This window comes from Blastomonas fulva (genome assembly GCF_003431825.1).
Taxonomy (GTDB): Bacteria; Pseudomonadota; Alphaproteobacteria; order Sphingomonadales; family Sphingomonadaceae; genus Blastomonas; species Blastomonas fulva.
In genome coordinates, this window is record NZ_CP020083.1 from 2,821,067 (window position 1) to 2,837,304 (window position 16,238).

Here is a 16,238-nt window from a genome sequence, read left to right on the forward strand (position 1 = left end):
GAGAATTTCCGATGGCAGTCAAGGTTGCAATCAATGGTTTTGGCCGTATCGGCCGTCTGGTGGCGCGCGCGCTGCTCGAGCGGACCGATCACGACCTTGAACTCGTCGCGATCAACGATCTGGCCGACGCCAAGTCGAATGCGCTGCTGTTCAAGCGCGACAGCGTGCATGGCCCGTTCCCCGGCACCGTCGAAGCCGTGGGCGACACCATTGTCGTCAACGGCAAGGCGATCCGCGTCACTGCCGAGCGCGATCCATCCAAGCTGCCGCATGGCGCGATGGGCGTCGATATCGCGCTTGAGTGCACCGGCTTCTTCGCCGACAAGGAAAAGGCGAGCGCGCACCTGACCGCAGGCGCCAAGCGCGTGCTGATCTCGGCTCCCGCCGGCGGCGCGGACAAGACCATCGTGTTCGGCGTGAACCATGGCGTTCTGACTTCGGATGATCTGGTCGTCTCGAACGCCAGCTGCACCACCAACTGCCTCGCGCCGATGGCCAAGGTTCTGCATGAAACCGTCGGGATCGAGCGCGGCCTGATGACCACCGTGCACAGCTACACCAACGACCAGAAGATCCTCGATCAGATCCACAGCGACATGCGCCGCGCGCGCGCTGCTGCCATGTCGATGATCCCCACCACCACCGGCGCTGCGCGTGCGGTCGGCCTCGTGCTGCCCGAACTCAAGGGCAAGCTGGACGGGTCGGCGATCCGCGTGCCGACCGCCAATGTCAGCCTGGTCGACCTGACCTTCACCCCGGGCCGCGACACGACCGTTGAAGAAATCAACGGCGCGCTCAAGGCAGCGTCGGAAGGCGCGCTCAAGGGCGTGCTCGCTTATACCGACGAGCCGCTGGTTTCGATCGACTTCAACCATGATCCGGCCAGCTCGACCATCGACAGCCTGGAAACCTCGGTGATCGACGGCAAGCTGGTCCGCGTGATCAGCTGGTACGACAACGAATGGGGCTTCTCCAACCGCATGGTCGACACCGCAGGCGTGATGGCCGGTCTGCTCTGATCGCCCCAAGCAACGATAGAAAGTCCGGTATGTTCAAGACCATCGATGATCTGCTTGCCGACCGTCACGGCGTGGCGGGCAAGCCTGTTCTGGTTCGCGAAGATCTGAACGTACCGATCCACGAAGGCCGGGTGTCCGATGACACCCGGCTGCGTTCGGCGATGCCGACGCTCGCCGAACTCGCCGATCATGGCGCCAAGGTGCTGGTGCTGGCGCATTTCGGTCGCCCCAAGGGCAAGGTCGATCCTGAATTCACCCTGCGTCCAATCGCTGATGCGCTGGGTGTGGTAATGGGGCGGCACGTCGGCTTTCTGGCATCGCCCGACCGGCATGCGATCGACGTGCTCGAGCCTGGCAGCATTACCGTGCTGGAAAACAGCCGGTTCTATCCTGGTGAGGAAAAGAATGATCCCGTGCTGGCCAAGCAGATGGCCGCACTGGGTGACTTCTACGTCAACGATGCCTTTTCCGCTGCGCACCGCGCGCACGTCACCACCGAGGGCCTCGCGCATCTGCTGCCCGCCTTTGCCGGGCGCGCGATGGAGGCCGAATTGAAGGCATTGGAAGCCGCGCTGGGCAATCCAGAGCATCCGGTTGCGGCTGTCGTAGGCGGCGCGAAGGTCTCGACCAAGCTCGATGTGCTCACCCATCTGGTGGGCAAGGTCGATCATCTGATCATCGGTGGCGGCATGGCCAACACCTTCCTCGCTGCGCGCGGTGTCGATGTCGGCAAGTCGTTGTGCGAGCATGACCTCGCCGATACCGCCAACGCCATCCTTGATGCCGCGGACAAGGCCAACTGCACCGTCCACCTGCCGTATGACGTGGTGGTGGCGAAGGAGTTCGGCGCCAATGTCGAATGCCGCATCGCCAATGTGCATGAAGTCGCCGCCGACGAAATGATCCTCGATGTCGGTGCAGCTGCGGTCGAGGCGCTGTCCGACGTGCTCAAGACCTGCCGCACCCTGGTGTGGAACGGTCCGCTGGGCGCGTTCGAATATCCGCCGTTCGATACCGCGACCGTCGCACTCGCGCGCACCGCGGCAGCGCTCACCCGCGAAGGCACTCTGGTTTCGGTGGCAGGCGGCGGCGATACCGTCGCGGCGCTCAACCATGCCGGTGTCGCGGACGATTTCTCTTTTGTTTCAACCGCTGGCGGCGCCTTCCTCGAATGGATGGAAGGCAAGGTCCTGCCCGGCGTCAAGGCTCTCGAGGCCTGAGGCTGCAACCTGAGTTCAACTATAAACCTGGCAAAGACCCAAGGGGAACCGAGATGACCGACACCGCAAACTTCGACCAGATGCTCGCCAAGATCGAGACCGGCGCAGGCTTTATCGCCGCGCTGGACCAGAGCGGCGGTTCGACCCCCAAGGCGCTCAAGGGCTATGGCATCGACGACGGTGCGTGGGGCAGCGACGAGGAAATGTTCGCGCTGATCCACGGCATGCGCAGCCGGATCGTGACCTCGCCCTGCTTTAACGGCGAGAAGGTGATCGGCGCGATCTTGTTCGAACGCACCATGGATGGCGAAGCGGGCGGCAAGAGCGTGCCCGCATTGCTCTGGGAGCGCGGCGTTGTTCCGTTTCTCAAGGTCGACAAGGGCCTGGAAGACGAAGCCGACGGCGTGCAGATGATGAAGCCGATCGGCGGCCTGGGTGAATTGCTCACGCGCGCCAAGGCCAAGGGCGTGTTCGGTACCAAGATGCGCTCGGTGATCAATTCGGCGTCCGAAACCGGAATTGCCGCGATCGTGAAGCAGCAGTTCGAGGTCGCAGGCGAGATCCTCGATCACGGCCTGATCCCGATCATCGAGCCTGAAGTGAACATCAAGAGCGAGACGCGCGCCCAGTGCGACGAAATCCTGCTCGCCGAGACCAGGAAGGCGCTCGATGCGCTGCCCGAAGGGCGCCGCGTCATGTTGAAGCTGTCGCTTCCCGCCAAGGCCGGCCTGTTCGCCGATCTGGTCAGCCACCCCGCCGTCATCCGCGTGGTCGCGTTGTCGGGCGGCTTCAGCCGTACTGAGGCGTGCACCGAGCTCGCCAAGAACAACGGCATCATCGCCAGCTTCTCGCGCGCGCTGCTCAACGATCTCAAGCACCAGATGAGCGACGACGAGTTCGACGCCTCGCTCGGCGGCGCGATCGACGAGATCCATCAGGCCTCGATCGCTTGACCGGCTGCGAACTCTATCTGATCTCCCCGCTCGATGTGGGCGGGGATTTTCCCGAACGGCTGCGCGCGGCGCTGGAAGCAGGCCCGGTCGCCGCTTTCCAGTTTCGCGTCAAGGATATCGACCAGCACGAGGCGGCAAGGCTCGCCGCGCCGCTGCTCGAGATCTGCCGCGAGCATGACTGTGCGTTCATCGTCAACGACGACGTCGCGCTCGCCAAAAGGCTGGGCGCCGATGGCGTGCATCTGGGGCAGGGCGATGGTGACCCGCGCGACGCGCGCGAGGAGCTGGGCAAGGATGCGCAGATCGGTGTGACCTGCCACAACAGCCGCCATCTGGCGCTGGAAGCAGGCGAAATGGGCGCGGATTATGTCGCGTTCGGCGCCTTCTTCCCGAGCAGCACCAAGGATGCGAAGATCAAGGCCGAGCCGGAAATCCTGGAATGGTGGTCTTCGATGATGGAGCCGCCATGCGTCGCCATTGGCGGGATCACGGTGGACAATGCCGCTCCGATCATTGCCACTGGGACGGATTTTATCGCGGTATCGGGCGGGGTATGGAATTACCCCGAGGGTCCGGCCTCAGCCGTGCGACAGCTCCTTGCCCTGATGGGCAAGGACAGCGGTGCAGACGCGGGCTGAAGCCTCGAGCCGGCTCAAGTAGCTTACGAAGTCGGCTTCGAACTCCTCGACACCGGGCAGGGCCTCTCCACGCACCGTATGGGCGGAGGCTATCTGATTGGTGGCCTTGCCGAAAATACCGGCAGCGGGCGTCTTGATGCTGAACAATGGCATGATCTGTTGGTCCAATCCGCTGCGGATGTTTAGCAGCTTTGAGCGATGTTCTCCACCTACTATCTGCCAGCTTCGCTATATAGGAAGAAACAGCCATTGAGGGGGCATCTCGACAGGCATCGCACCGGCTTCGACCGAAGCCCTTTGTCGATCGTGGCGGTTTGGAGAACACGGGTCTGCGTGGGTTCCCAAAAGCCTTGCCATGCCAGCGGCGAGCGCCTAGAGGGCCTGTCCATTCCCTGAAACCTGATGGAAACGAGCCTCGCATGAAGATCAGCGGTGTCGATATTCGCCCCGGCAACATTCTGGAACACGAAGGCGGCATCTGGAAGGTCGCCAAGATCCAGCATACCCAGCCCGGCAAGGGAGGCGCGTTCATGCAGGTAGAGATGAAGAACCTCGAAGACGGCCGCAAGACCAATATCCGCTATCGCAGCCAGGATACGGTCGAGAAGGTGCGTCTGGATACCAAGGACTTCCAGTTCCTGTTCGCCGACGGCGAAGCCTATGTCTTCATGGACCAAGAAAATTACGAGCAGATCACCATCGCGGCCAAGCTGCTGGGTGATGAAGCTGCCTTCCTGCAGGACGGCATGCAGGTGACGCTCGAAATGTACGACGAGCGCCCGATCTCGGTGCAGCTGCCCGATCAGATCGAAGCGACGATCGTCGAGGCAGACGCCGTGGTGAAGGGGCAGACCGCCTCGTCGAGCTACAAGCCCGCCATTCTCGACAATGGCGTGCGCGTCATGGTGCCGCCGCACATCAGCAGCGGCACGCGCATCGTCGTCGATGTCTATGCCAAGGAATATGTCCGCAAGGCGGATTGATCGGACCTTATTGCAATGCCTGCCATCTCAGCCATCATCCGTGTCATGGAAAGCGCCGCGCGCAAGGCGGGCGGCCGCCTGCGTCGTGACTTTGGCGAGGTGGAACATCTGCAGGTCTCGCAGAAGGGCCCGGCCGACTTTGTCTCCAAGGCCGATCAGCGCGCCGAACGCATTTTGTATGACGAGCTGAGCAAGGCGCGTCCTGGCTGGGGCTTCATGCTCGAAGAAGGCGGCGATATTCCTGCTGAACCCGGCAAGCCGCGCTTCATCATCGATCCGCTCGATGGCACCAGCAACTTCCTCCATGGCATCCCGCATTTCGCGATCTCGATCGCGGTTCAGGAGCCCACTCTGGACGGCAAGGGCTGGGGCGAGATCAGCGCCGCGCTGATCTACCAGCCGGTCACCGACGAGAGCTATTGGGCTGAAAAGTCGCGCGGCGCCTGGCTGCATGACCGGCGCCTGCGCGTGTCGGGTCGCCGCAGCCTCAACGAGGCGCTGATTGCGACGGGCATTCCGTTCCTGGGTCATGGCGATATCGGCGAATGGACCCGCATCTTCGGTGCGATCGCACCCGAGGTCGCCGGTATCCGCCGGTTCGGCGCAGCATCGCTTGACCTCGCATGGGTTGCAGCGGGCAAGTTCGATGGATTCTGGGAAAGCGGCCTCAAGCCCTGGGACGTGGCCGCCGGAATTCTGCTGGTCCGCGAAGCCGGCGGGTTCGTCACCGACTATCGCGGTGGTGCCCAGCCGATGGAGCGCCAGCAGGTGATTGCGGGCAACGATTCCCTGCATTCGCGCCTGCACAAGCTGCTGGTCGGCGCGCTGCGCTGATCGCCTGGCGGCGCTGCGGCGCGGTCACTCGCTTACGAAGCGCCGGTACTGCTGCATCTGGCCCAGCCAGACATCCAGATTCTCGTTGAACACCGCCCTCGGCACGCCGCCCATGTCGGTGTCGACGTCCATCACCAGCACGGGATCGTTCTCGGTATCGAGATAGGCGCGGGCAAAGCGCTTGGTGCGATTCCACTCGTTGAGCTTTTCCAGCGCAAAGCCCTTGCGGTCGTTGAACCCGAAATAGAACTGCACCGTCTTGCACTGCGCCTTTTGCGCGTCGCAGTTCATCAGCGCGATCAGGAAGGGCATGTCGTCGAAGGCGCTGCGAATATAGGGGTTTCCGTCCGGCTGCTGCTTGAGTTCGGACGGCAGGCCGCGCGCTGTCAGCACGGCGGCGATGGTGTCGGGGCTTGCCGCCGACACGGTCTGCCCCGATGCGGGCAGGGGCGCAGCTGCTGCCATCACGATCGCCCCGGCAATCGACCCATATTTCCAGTTCAGCTTCATCGCGAATCCCCCTTTACGCTTGCGGCACCGCGGCCATGTCCGCCTGTCGCATTTCGCCGCTTGCCGGATTGTGCCGAAAAGCACAGAAATGCGCAATATTTTGGCGTTTTCGGCGATGTGTGCATTGCCGCAAAAAAGGGGGGCATCCGGCTTGCGATAGCAGCGTCGCTGGCCTAAAGGACCTCCAAGCAACACGCACAAGCGGGATACGCACATGGCCGAATATCTGCCAATTCTGCTGTTCCTGGCGGTCGCTCTGCTCTTGTCGGTGGCATTTGTCTTCCTTCCGATCGGGGTGTCGCGGCTTACCGGAGCGCACAAACCCACCGTCGCCAAGTTGAGCGAATATGAATGCGGTTTTCCCGCCTTCGAAGACTCGCGCAGCCAGTTCGACGTTCGCTTCTATCTGGTCGCGATCCTGTTCATCATTTTCGATCTCGAAGCCGCGTTCCTGTTCCCCTGGGCAGTATCGCTGGAACAGATCGGCTGGGCCGGTTGGGCCACGATGATGGTCTTCCTGTTCGAACTCATCATCGGCCTGATCTACGCATGGAAAGTGGGAGCCCTGGATTGGGAGTAGAAGCTAACATGGCCGCAACCTCTGCAGGCGCGTCCGCCGGAGCCATCGTGCCCGGCACCAATGTTCTGCCCGACGTCGGTTTCCTCAACGACATCAACGCCGAAGTCGCCGACAAGGGCTTTCTGGTCACCTCGACCGAAGAGCTTTTCCAGTGGGCGCGCACCGGTTCGTTGTGGTGGATGACCTTTGGTCTGGCCTGCTGCGCGGTGGAGATGATCCACGTCAGCATGCCGCGTTATGACATGGAGCGTTTCGGCGTCGCGCCGCGCGCTTCGCCGCGCCAGTCGGACGTCATGATCGTGGCGGGCACGCTGTGCAACAAGATGGCTCCGGCCCTGCGCCGCGTCTATGACCAGATGTCCGAGCCGAAATACGTGATTTCGATGGGCAGCTGCGCCAATGGCGGCGGCTATTACCATTACAGTTACTCGGTGGTGCGCGGCTGCGACCGCATCGTTCCGGTGGACATCTATGTCCCCGGGTGCCCGCCGACCGCCGAAGCGCTGCTTTATGGCGTGATGCAGTTGCAGCGCAAGATCCGCCGGGTGGGCACGATCGAACGCTGACACGAAGTTGAGAAGGCCTGCTGCGGAGGCTGGCCGGATAAGGGACGCACATGGGACATTCGGCACCACGTTATGCCGTTCTGGAAGGCCTGGGCGATGCTGTCGCCGCGACGCTGGGTGACCGGCTGCTTGCGACGCGTTTTGCGCAGGGCGAATATTGCTTCACCGTCCGCCGCGCCGCAGTGGCCGAGGCGCTGGACCTGTTGCGCGACTTCCATGACTACCAGCAGCTTGTCGAGATCGCTGGCGTCGACTATCCCGAGCGAGCCGAGCGCTTCGAGGTCGTCTACTGCCTTCTCAGCCTGACCAGGAACCACCGCATTCGCGTCGTGTGCACGACCGACGAGGACACCCCGGTGCCCACCGTCACGAATATCTGGCCCGTGGCCGGCTGGCTCGAGCGCGAAGTGTACGACATGTACGGCGTGATCTTCGCCGGAAACCCCGATCTGCGCCGCATCCTCACCGATTACGGGTTCCGCGGCCATCCCTTCCGCAAGGACTTCCCGCTCACCGGCTATAGCGAGATGCGCTATTCCGAGGAGCAGGGTCGCGTGATCTACGAGCCGGTCAAGCTGGCGCAGGACTTCCGCAGCTTCGACTTCACCTCGCCCTGGGAAGGCGCGGATTACGTTCTGCCGGGTGACGAGAAGTCGCTGGGAGGGCCGCCGCATGTCGATACGCCCAAGACGACCGAGAAGCAGTCCGACACTGGCGCGGGCAAGGCTGCCAACAAGGAGGCCGCCAAGGCCAGCCCCGAGGCACCTGCCGACAAGCCTGCCGACAAGAAGGATAGCAAGGCATGACCGCCGAAGCACTCCACGACGATCTGGACGCCACCTTGGTCGAGCAGGATTCGACCGCTGGCGACCTCGAGATCCAGAACTACACGATCAACTTCGGGCCCCAGCACCCGGCTGCGCACGGCGTGTTGCGCATGGTGATGGAGCTTGACGGCGAAATCGTCGAGCGGATCGACTGCCATGTCGGGCTGCTGCATCGCGGCACCGAAAAGCTGATCGAGTACAAGACCTATCTGCAGGCTTTGCCTTATTTCGACCGGCTCGATTACTGCTCGCCGCTGGCGATGGAATACAGCTATGTGCTGGCGATCGAGAAGCTGCTGAACCTCGAGGTTCCGCTGCGCGCCCAGTATCTGCGTGTGCTGTTCGCCGAACTCACCCGCATCTGCAACCACATGCTCAACCTGGGTGCGCATGTGATGGACGTCGGCGCGATGACGCCCAACCTTTGGTTGTTCGAAATCCGCGAGGATTGCCTCAACTTCTTCGAGCGTGCCTCCGGTGCGCGCATGCACAGTGCCTGGTTCCGCCCCGGCGGCGTCCACCAGGACGTGCCGCTCAAGCTGCTCACTGACCTTGCCGACTGGCTCGACACCTTCCCCAAGCTGTTCGAGGACGCGATGAGCCTCGTCGTCGACAACCGCATCTTCAAGCAGCGCAACGTCGATATCGCGATCGTCTCCAAGGACGATGCTGTGCGCTGGGGCTTTTCGGGCCCGATGATCCGCGGCAGCGGCATCGCCTGGGATCTGCGCAAATCGCAGCCTTATGATGTCTATGACCGGATGGAGTTCGACGTTCCCGTCGGCACCCGCGGCGACTGCTATGACCGCTTCATGGTCCGCGTCGAGGAAGTCCGCCAGTCCGCGCGCATCATGCGCCAGTGCCTCAACGACATGCCCGAAGGCCCGATCGCCTCGCTCGACCGCAAGATCGTGCCGCCCAAGCGCGGCGAGATGAAGCAGTCGATGGAAGCGCTGATCCATCACTTCAAGCTGTACACCGAAGGCTTCCACGTCCCTGCCGGCGAGGTCTATGTCGCGACCGAAAGCCCCAAGGGCGAGTTTGGCGTCTATCTGGTGAGCGACGGAACCAACAAGCCCTATCGCTGCAAGATCCGCCCGACCGCGTTCTCGCACCTCCAGGCGATGGATTTCATGTCGCGCGGCCACATGCTTTCCGACGCGACCGCGATTCTGGGCGCGATCGACGTGGTGTTCGGGGAGTGCGACCGGTGACCGTGCAGATGGCCGTCGCAGAGGCGATGATCGCGCATTACAACGCGCAGGATGCCGACGCCTATGTCGCGCTGATGACTGACGATGCCTGTGAAGCGGGCTATCGCGGCGAAGTGCTTCGCGCTGGCAAGGAAGGCGTGCGCTCCGGGCTCAAGGCGATGTTCGCCGAATATCCGGAGAACCGCGCCGAAGTGCTCTCGGGCCACATGCTGGGCGAATATGTCGTCCTGCACGAACGCGTCTCGCGCTCCTCGCAGAGCGAACCGTTCGAGGTCATGTCGATCTACAGTTTCAATGGCGACAAGGTGTCGCGCGTGGAGTTTGTCCGCTGATGGCTGACGCAGCCCATATCCCCGATGAAGCCGAAACCCGCGCCCGCTGGGGCGGTTTCGCATTCACGCAAGAGAATCTCGCGATCGCGAAGACCGTCATCGCGCGCTATCCCGAAGGGCGCCAGCGCTCGGCGGTCATGCCGCTGCTCGATCTGGCGCAGCGCCAGGTGGGTGCGGACACGCAGACGCAGGGCTGGCTGCCCGTTCCGGTGATCGAATATGTCGCAGCTATGCTCGATATGCCGTACATCCGCGCCTACGAAGTCGCGAGCTTCTACACCATGTACAATCTCGCGCCGGTCGGGCGTTTCCACGTGCAGGTTTGCGGCACCACGCCGTGCCTGCTGCGCGGATCGGACGATGTCATGGCGGCCTGCGCCAACAAGGGACTCGTCAAGGGCAAGACCACGCCCGACGGCCTGTTCACGCTGACCGAGGTCGAGTGCATGGGCAACTGCGCCAATGCACCGATGGTCCAGATCAACGACGATAACTTCGAGGATCTGGATTACGACAGCACCACGCGCATCCTGGAAGCGCTGGCTGCGGGCGAAAGCCCCAAGGCCGGCACCCAGATCGCCGGGCGCCACACCAGCGAGCCCGAGGGCGGACCGACATCGCTGAAGGCCATGGTCGATGCCAATCATGATTATCGCGGGGAATGGTGATGAGCTTTGATTTTCTCACCGACAAGGATCGCATCTTCACCAACGTCTATGGCTATCAGCCGTGGAACCTGAAGGCGGCCGAGGCGCGCGGTGACTGGGACAAGACCAAGGACCTGATCGCCTGGGGCCAGGACAAGATCATCGACGAGATGAAGGCGTCTGGCCTGCGCGGTCGTGGCGGTGCGGGTTTCCCCACCGGCATGAAGTGGAGCTTCATGCCCAAGGAATCGAAGGACGGTCGTCCCAGCTTCCTGGTGATCAACGCCGATGAATCCGAGCCTGGCAGCTGCAAGGATCGCGAAATCCTGCGCCACGATCCGCACAAATTGATCGAAGGCGCGCTGATCGCGGGCTTCGCGATGCGCGCGCGCGCTGCGTATATCTACGTGCGCGGCGAATACATCCGCGAAGCGCAGGTGCTGCAGGCTGCGGTCGATGAGGCCTATGAAGCCGGGTTGATCGGCAAGAACGCCGCCAAGTCGGGCTATGATTTCGACGTCTTCGTCCATCGCGGCGCGGGCGCCTATATCTGCGGCGAAGAAACCGCGATGATCGAGAGCCTCGAAGGCAAGAAGGGCCAGCCGCGGCTCAAGCCGCCGTTCCCGGCGGGCGCGGGCCTTTACGGTTGCCCGACCACGGTCAACAACGTCGAGTCGATCGCGGTGGTGCCGACGATCCTGCGGCGCGGCGCGAGCTGGTTTGCCAGCTTCGGGCGCGAGAACAACAAGGGCACCAAGCTGTTTCAGATCAGCGGGCATGTCGACAAGCCCTGTGTGGTCGAAGAAGCGATGAGCATTCCGTTCCGCGACCTGATCGAGAAGCATTGCGGCGGCATTCGCGGGGGCTGGGACAATCTGCTCGCGGTAATCCCCGGCGGTTCGTCGGTGCCTTTGGTGCCTGCCGCGCAGATCATGGACGCGCCGATGGATTTCGACGGCCTCAAGGAAGTCGGCTCGGGTCTTGGCACCGCAGCTGTCATCGTCATGGACAAGTCGACAGACATCGTTCAGGCGATCAGCCGACTGAGCTACTTCTACAAGCACGAAAGCTGTGGCCAGTGCACCCCGTGCCGCGAAGGCACCGGCTGGATGTGGCGCGTGATGGAGCGGATGCGCACCGGAGACGCCGACATCAGCGAAATCGATACGCTGTACGAAGTCACCAAGCAGGTCGAAGGCCACACCATCTGCGCGCTCGGCGATGCCGCAGCCTGGCCGATCCAGGGCCTCATCAAGCATTTTCGTCCGGAGATGGAGCGCCGCATTGTTGAAAAGCAGGGCGGCGGCCTGATGGAGGCGGCGGAGTAATTATGCCTAAACTGACCGTAGACGGGATCGAAGTTGAAGTCCCCCAGGGCGCGACCGTGCTGCAGGCCTGCGAGGCTGCCGGCAAGGAAATCCCGCGCTTCTGCTATCACGAACGGCTGAGCATCGCTGGCAACTGCCGGATGTGCCTGGTCGAGGTGAAGCCCGGACCGCCCAAGCCGCAGGCGAGCTGCGCGTTGCCCGCGATGGACAACCAGGAAGTCCGCACCAACTCCGACATGGTGAAAAAGGCACGCGAAGGCGTGATGGAGTTCCTGCTGATCAATCACCCGCTCGATTGCCCGATCTGCGATCAGGGCGGCGAGTGCGACCTGCAGGACCAGTCGGTGGCCTATGGCCGCGGCGGTTCGCGCTATGACGAAAACAAGCGCGCGGTCACCGAAAAGTACATGGGTCCGATCATCAAGACGGTGATGACCCGCTGCATCCACTGCACCCGCTGCGTGCGTTTTGCCGAGGAAGTCGCGGGCACCGAGCAGATCGGTGCGATCGGTCGCGGCGAGAACATGCAGATCACCAGCTATCTGGAAAAGGCGGTCTCGTCCGAGCTTTCGGGCAATGTCATCGATCTGTGCCCCGTCGGCGCGCTGACCTCGCGTCCCTATGCCTATGAAGCACGTCCCTGGGAGCTCAAGAAGACCTTGGGCATCGACGTGATGGACGCGGTCGGCACCAACATCCGCTTCGACAGCCGGGGCAGGGAAGTGCTGCGTGTGCTGCCGCGCGTCAATGACGACGTCAACGAGGAGTGGGCGCACGACAAGACCCGGTACGCGGTCGATGGCCTGATGCGCCGCCGGCTCGACCGGCCTTATGTGCGCACCAACGGCAAGCTGGTCGAGGCGACCTGGGCGCAGGCGTTTGCAGCAATCGCTGCGGTCAACGCCGGATCGAGCGTGGCGGCCGTCGCGGGCGATCTGCTCGACTGCGAAACCATGTTTGCCGCGCGCGAACTGCTGGCCAAGATGGGTTCGAGCCTGATCGAAGGCCGCCAGACCGGCCTCAAATACGACACCTCCAGCCTCGCTGCGGTCAACTTCAACTCGACGCTCAACGGCATCGAGACCGCCGATGCGATCCTGCTGGTGGGCACCAATCCGCGCTGGGAAGCGCCTTTGGTCAACACCCGCATCCGCAAGGCGATCAAGCACGGCGCCAAGGTCTACGCGATCGGCGACGAGATCGACCTTACCTACAAGGTCGAATGGCTGGGCAACGACATGGGCCTGCTTAGCACTCTGCCCGATGCGGTGTCTGACGTGTTCAAGGGCGCCAAGCGTCCCGCGCTGATCATGGGCGGCGGTGCGCTGGGCGTCGAAGGCGCGCATGGCGCAGCGCTTGCGCTTGCGGACAGCTTCGGCATGGTTCGCGATACCGAAGACGGTCCCTGGAACGGCTTCAACGTCCTGCACATGGCCGCATCGCGCATGGGCGGGCTGATGCTCGGCTGGGCACAGTCCGGTGGCATCGCCGATCTGGTCGCCGCCAAGCCCAAGCTGCTGCTCGCGCTGGGTGCGGACGAGGTCGACTTCAGCCAGTTCGATGGCAGCTTCAAGGTGTTCATCGGCCATCATGGCGACAAGGGTGCGGCCGTTGCCGATGTCATCCTGCCGTCTGCGGCGTACCCTGAAAAGAACGGCACCTATGTCAATGTCGAAGGCCGGGTGCAGATGAGCGACAAGGCCGTGTTCGCGCCGGGAGATGCCCGCGAGGACTGGTCGATCCTGCGCGCTTTGTCCGAGGTCCTGGGCCAGACGCTTCCGTTCGACAGCTTTGTCGAATGCCGCGCGGCGATGATCGCTGCGGTCCCGGCGCTGGGCATCGAGGGGCTTGCCTCTTACGACTGGGCACCCCCCAGGCTGGCGTCCAGCCCGCAGGGTCCGGTCGGCTACCCGATCAAGGATTTCTACCTGACCAATGCCATCGCGCGCGCCAGCACGACGATGCAGCGCTGCTCGGCTGAACTGCTGCACGGCGAAGCGATGCTGGAGGCCGCGGAATGACCGAGTTTTTCCAATCGTCGCTGGGCATGGGCTGGGGCTGGTTCGTCGCCAACCTTATCCTCATCCTGCTGATCGCGCTGCCGGTGATGCTGTCGGTGGCGATCGTCATCTATTTCGACCGCAAGATCTGGGCGTCGATGGCGCTGCGTCGTGGCCCTAACGTCGTAGGCCCGTTCGGCATCCTGCAGAGCTTCGCCGACGCGCTGAAGGTGTTTCTGCAAGAAACCATCATTCCTTCGGGCGCGAACAAGGGCCTGTTCCTGATCGCGCCGATCATCACCTTCACCGTGGCGTTGCTGTCCTGGGCGGTGGTCCCGTTCGACCAGGACATGGTGCTGGCCGATATCAACGTCGGCCTGCTCTACATCCTCGCGGTAAGTTCGCTGGGCGTTTATGGCGTGGTGATCGCAGGCTGGGCGTCGAACTCGAAATACCCGTTCTTCTCGGCGCTGCGCGCGGCGGCACAGATGATCTCGTACGAGGTCTCGATCGGCTTCATCATCGTCACTGTCGTGCTGTGGACCGGCAGCTTCAACCTCAATGACATTGTCGAGGCGCAGCGCGGGCACGGGCTTGGCTTCATCAACTGGTACGGGTTCAACCTGCTGCTCTACCCGATGGCGGTGATGTTCCTGATCTCGTCGCTCGCTGAAACCGCGCGCGCGCCGTTCGATCTGACCGAAGCCGAGAGCGAGCTGGTTGCAGGCTATCAGACCGAATATTCCTCGATGGCGTTCGCTCTGTTCTGGCTGGGCGAATATGCCAACGTGCTGCTGATGTGCACGCTCAACGCGGTGCTGTTCTGGGGTGGCTGGCTGCCGCCGTTCGAATGGGCGCCGCTCTATGCCGTCCCCGGCATCTTCTGGCTGATCCTCAAGATTTCCGCGTTCTTCTTCATCTTCAGCTGGGTCAAGGCGACGGTGCCTCGCTACCGTTATGACCAATTGATGCGGCTGGGCTGGAAGGTGTTCCTGCCGATCTCGCTGCTGTGGATTTTCCTGGTGTCGGGCTATCTGATGCTCACACGCTACGGGGTCTGATAGACATGTTGCAAACTCTCAAAGCCTTTACGCTGTACGAGTTCGTGAAGGCGCACGCGCTGACCTTGAAGTATTTCTTCAAGCCCAAGGCGACGATCAACTATCCGTTCGAGAAGAACCCGCTGTCCCCGCGTTTCCGTGGCGAGCATGCGTTGCGTCGTTATCCCAACGGCGAAGAGCGCTGCATCGCGTGCAAGTTGTGCGAGGCCGTGTGCCCCGCCCAGGCGATCACCATCGAGGCCGAACCGCGCGGTATTGGAGAAGGGGGCGACGGCAGCCGCCGCACCACGCGCTACGACATCGACATGACCAAGTGCATCTTCTGCGGCTTTTGCCAGGAAGCGTGCCCGGTCGATGCGATCGTCGAAGGGCCGAACTTTGAATATGCCACCGAGACCCGCGAGGAGCTCATCTACGACAAGGGCAAGCTGCTTGAGAATGGCGACAAATGGGAACGTGCCATTGCCGCCAACCTTGAAGCGGATGCCCCTTATCGTTAAGGCGCACACGAATTCGATTCACCGAAGGCTTTTGACCCGCTGGGAGACGCGGGGCAGGGGCCGGATACCAGACCTGCTCGATTGGGCGCATCGGGGGCTGTAAAGCTTTGATCCAGATATTTGCCTTTTACATGTTCGCGTCGGTGGTGATCGCCAGCGGTGCGTTCACCATCCTCGCCCGCAACCCGGTGCATTCGGTGCTCTGGCTGATCCTCGCGTTCTTCAACGCGGCGGGATTGATGATCCTGATCGGTGCCGAGTTCATCGCGATGCTGCTGGTGATCGTCTATGTTGGCGCGGTCGCGGTGCTGTTCCTGTTCGTCGTGATGATGCTCGACATCGATTTTGCCGAACTGCGCGGCGGCTTCATGAGGAACCTGCCTTTGGGCCTCGCGCTCGCGGCGGTGTTCCTGGCCGAGCTGGTGTTCGGCATCGGTGCGTATCGCGCGGGCAACATCGCGCTGGGCGAGCATTCGCTCAACCCCGCACGCATGGGCGCGAGCAACATCCAGGCTGTGGGTGAGCTGCTCTATACCCGCTATATCTTCCTGTTCGAAAGCGCAGGCCTTGTGCTGCTGGTGGCGATGGTCGGTGCGATCGTGCTGACCCACCGCAAGCGCGCCGGGGTCCGCCCGCAGAACATCGCATCGCAGGTGCGCCGTCGTCCCGAAGAGGCCACGCGCAACACGCAGCCCGTCGTCGGTGAAGGTGTCGAGCTATGATTGGTATCGAGCATTATCTCGTGGTCAGCTCTATCCTGTTCGTGATGGGCGTGCTGGGCATCTTCCTCAACCGCAAAAACGTCATCATCATCCTGATGGCGATCGAGCTCATCCTGCTCGCGGTGAATATCAACCTCGTCGCGTTCAGTGTGTTCCTGGGCGACATGGTGGGCCAGGTGTTCGCCATGTTCGTGCTGACCGTTGCGGCAGGCGAAGCGGCGATCGGTCTTGCGATCCTGGTCATCTACTTCCGCGGCCGCGGCACCATTGCGGTTGACGACGTCAACCAGATGAAGGGTTAAGC

Annotated in this window: 19 protein-coding genes; 18 read left to right on the top strand and 1 reads right to left on the bottom strand. The window is 62.6% G+C overall.

Features of this window, described 5'->3' with window-relative positions:
• Positions 1-11 precede the first annotated feature (11 nt).
• From gap to B5J99_RS13455, 6 genes are all read left to right on the top strand, one after another.
• Positions 12-1,019, top strand: coding sequence for a type I glyceraldehyde-3-phosphate dehydrogenase (gene gap, locus B5J99_RS13430; RefSeq protein WP_117352670.1), 1,008 nt, complete (start codon positions 12-14; stop codon positions 1,017-1,019).
• Between the two features lie 29 nt (positions 1,020-1,048).
• Positions 1,049-2,239, top strand: coding sequence for a phosphoglycerate kinase (locus tag B5J99_RS13435; RefSeq protein ID WP_117352671.1), 1,191 nt, complete (start codon positions 1,049-1,051; stop codon positions 2,237-2,239).
• Positions 2,240-2,292: 53 nt separating this feature from the next.
• Positions 2,293-3,192 (top strand): fructose bisphosphate aldolase, encoded by a 900-nt coding sequence (locus B5J99_RS13440; protein WP_069049892.1) that lies wholly within the window; start codon positions 2,293-2,295, stop codon positions 3,190-3,192.
• On the top strand, positions 3,189-3,830 hold the full coding sequence (gene thiE, locus B5J99_RS13445) for a thiamine phosphate synthase (protein ID WP_054133023.1): 642 nt from the start codon (positions 3,189-3,191) through the stop codon (positions 3,828-3,830). The genes B5J99_RS13440 and thiE overlap by 4 nt, the downstream gene beginning before the upstream one ends.
• A 419-nt stretch (positions 3,831-4,249) precedes the next feature.
• Positions 4,250-4,813, top strand: a complete 564-nt coding sequence (gene efp, locus B5J99_RS13450; RefSeq protein WP_054133022.1) for an elongation factor P — start codon at positions 4,250-4,252, stop codon at positions 4,811-4,813.
• 15 nt (positions 4,814-4,828) lie between these two features.
• Positions 4,829-5,647: an inositol monophosphatase family protein gene (locus B5J99_RS13455; protein ID WP_069049894.1), complete on the top strand. Its 819-nt coding sequence runs from the start codon at positions 4,829-4,831 to the stop codon at positions 5,645-5,647.
• Between the two features lie 24 nt (positions 5,648-5,671).
• Here the strand turns inward: B5J99_RS13455 and B5J99_RS13460 are convergent, their stop codons facing one another.
• A complete protein-coding gene (locus tag B5J99_RS13460; RefSeq protein ID WP_162892603.1) occupies positions 5,672-6,157 on the bottom strand; it encodes a YbjN domain-containing protein in 486 nt (161 codons plus the stop codon).
• Between the two features lie 214 nt (positions 6,158-6,371).
• Here B5J99_RS13460 and ndhC point away from each other — a divergent pair, with 214 nt between their 5' ends.
• The 12 genes from ndhC to nuoK all read left to right on the top strand — a co-directional run bounded on the left by ndhC (position 6,372) and on the right by nuoK (position 16,236).
• Positions 6,372-6,737 carry an NADH-quinone oxidoreductase subunit A gene (ndhC, locus tag B5J99_RS13465; protein ID WP_054133019.1) on the top strand — a complete coding sequence of 122 codons (366 nt, stop codon included), beginning with the start codon at positions 6,372-6,374 and terminating at the stop codon, positions 6,735-6,737.
• A complete protein-coding gene (locus B5J99_RS13470; protein WP_369814809.1) occupies positions 6,728-7,303 on the top strand; it encodes a NuoB/complex I 20 kDa subunit family protein in 576 nt (191 codons plus the stop codon). Before ndhC ends, B5J99_RS13470 begins: the two co-directional genes overlap by 10 nt.
• A 50-nt stretch (positions 7,304-7,353) precedes the next feature.
• Positions 7,354-8,109, top strand: a complete 756-nt coding sequence (locus B5J99_RS13475) for an NADH-quinone oxidoreductase subunit C (RefSeq protein ID WP_054133017.1) — start codon at positions 7,354-7,356, stop codon at positions 8,107-8,109.
• Complete coding sequence (locus B5J99_RS13480; RefSeq protein ID WP_245991627.1) at positions 8,106-9,344, top strand: NADH-quinone oxidoreductase subunit D; 1,239 nt, start codon at positions 8,106-8,108, stop codon at positions 9,342-9,344. The genes B5J99_RS13475 and B5J99_RS13480 overlap by 4 nt, the downstream gene beginning before the upstream one ends.
• A gap of 8 nt (positions 9,345-9,352) precedes the next feature.
• Positions 9,353-9,676 (top strand): nuclear transport factor 2 family protein, encoded by a 324-nt coding sequence (locus B5J99_RS13485; RefSeq protein ID WP_069051714.1) that lies wholly within the window; start codon positions 9,353-9,355, stop codon positions 9,674-9,676.
• Complete coding sequence (nuoE, locus tag B5J99_RS13490; protein ID WP_069049897.1) at positions 9,676-10,344, top strand: NADH-quinone oxidoreductase subunit NuoE; 669 nt, start codon at positions 9,676-9,678, stop codon at positions 10,342-10,344. The genes B5J99_RS13485 and nuoE overlap by 1 nt, the downstream gene beginning before the upstream one ends.
• Entirely contained in the window at positions 10,344-11,651 is a 1,308-nt protein-coding gene (gene nuoF / locus B5J99_RS13495; RefSeq protein WP_054133231.1) for an NADH-quinone oxidoreductase subunit NuoF, read from the top strand. The genes nuoE and nuoF overlap by 1 nt, the downstream gene beginning before the upstream one ends.
• Positions 11,652-11,653: 2 nt before the next feature.
• Positions 11,654-13,672, top strand: a complete 2,019-nt coding sequence (gene nuoG / locus B5J99_RS13500) for an NADH-quinone oxidoreductase subunit NuoG (protein WP_117352673.1) — start codon at positions 11,654-11,656, stop codon at positions 13,670-13,672.
• Entirely contained in the window at positions 13,669-14,712 is a 1,044-nt protein-coding gene (gene nuoH / locus B5J99_RS13505; protein WP_117352674.1) for an NADH-quinone oxidoreductase subunit NuoH, read from the top strand. Before nuoG ends, nuoH begins: the two co-directional genes overlap by 4 nt.
• 5 nt (positions 14,713-14,717) lie before the next feature.
• A complete protein-coding gene (gene nuoI, locus B5J99_RS13510; RefSeq protein ID WP_117352675.1) occupies positions 14,718-15,212 on the top strand; it encodes an NADH-quinone oxidoreductase subunit NuoI in 495 nt (164 codons plus the stop codon).
• A 107-nt stretch (positions 15,213-15,319) separates the two neighbouring features.
• Positions 15,320-15,934: an NADH-quinone oxidoreductase subunit J gene (locus tag B5J99_RS13515; RefSeq protein ID WP_117352676.1), complete on the top strand. Its 615-nt coding sequence runs from the start codon at positions 15,320-15,322 to the stop codon at positions 15,932-15,934.
• Entirely contained in the window at positions 15,931-16,236 is a 306-nt protein-coding gene (gene nuoK, locus B5J99_RS13520) for an NADH-quinone oxidoreductase subunit NuoK (RefSeq protein ID WP_054133011.1), read from the top strand. Before B5J99_RS13515 ends, nuoK begins: the two co-directional genes overlap by 4 nt.
• The last annotated feature ends 2 nt before the right edge of the window (positions 16,237-16,238 follow it).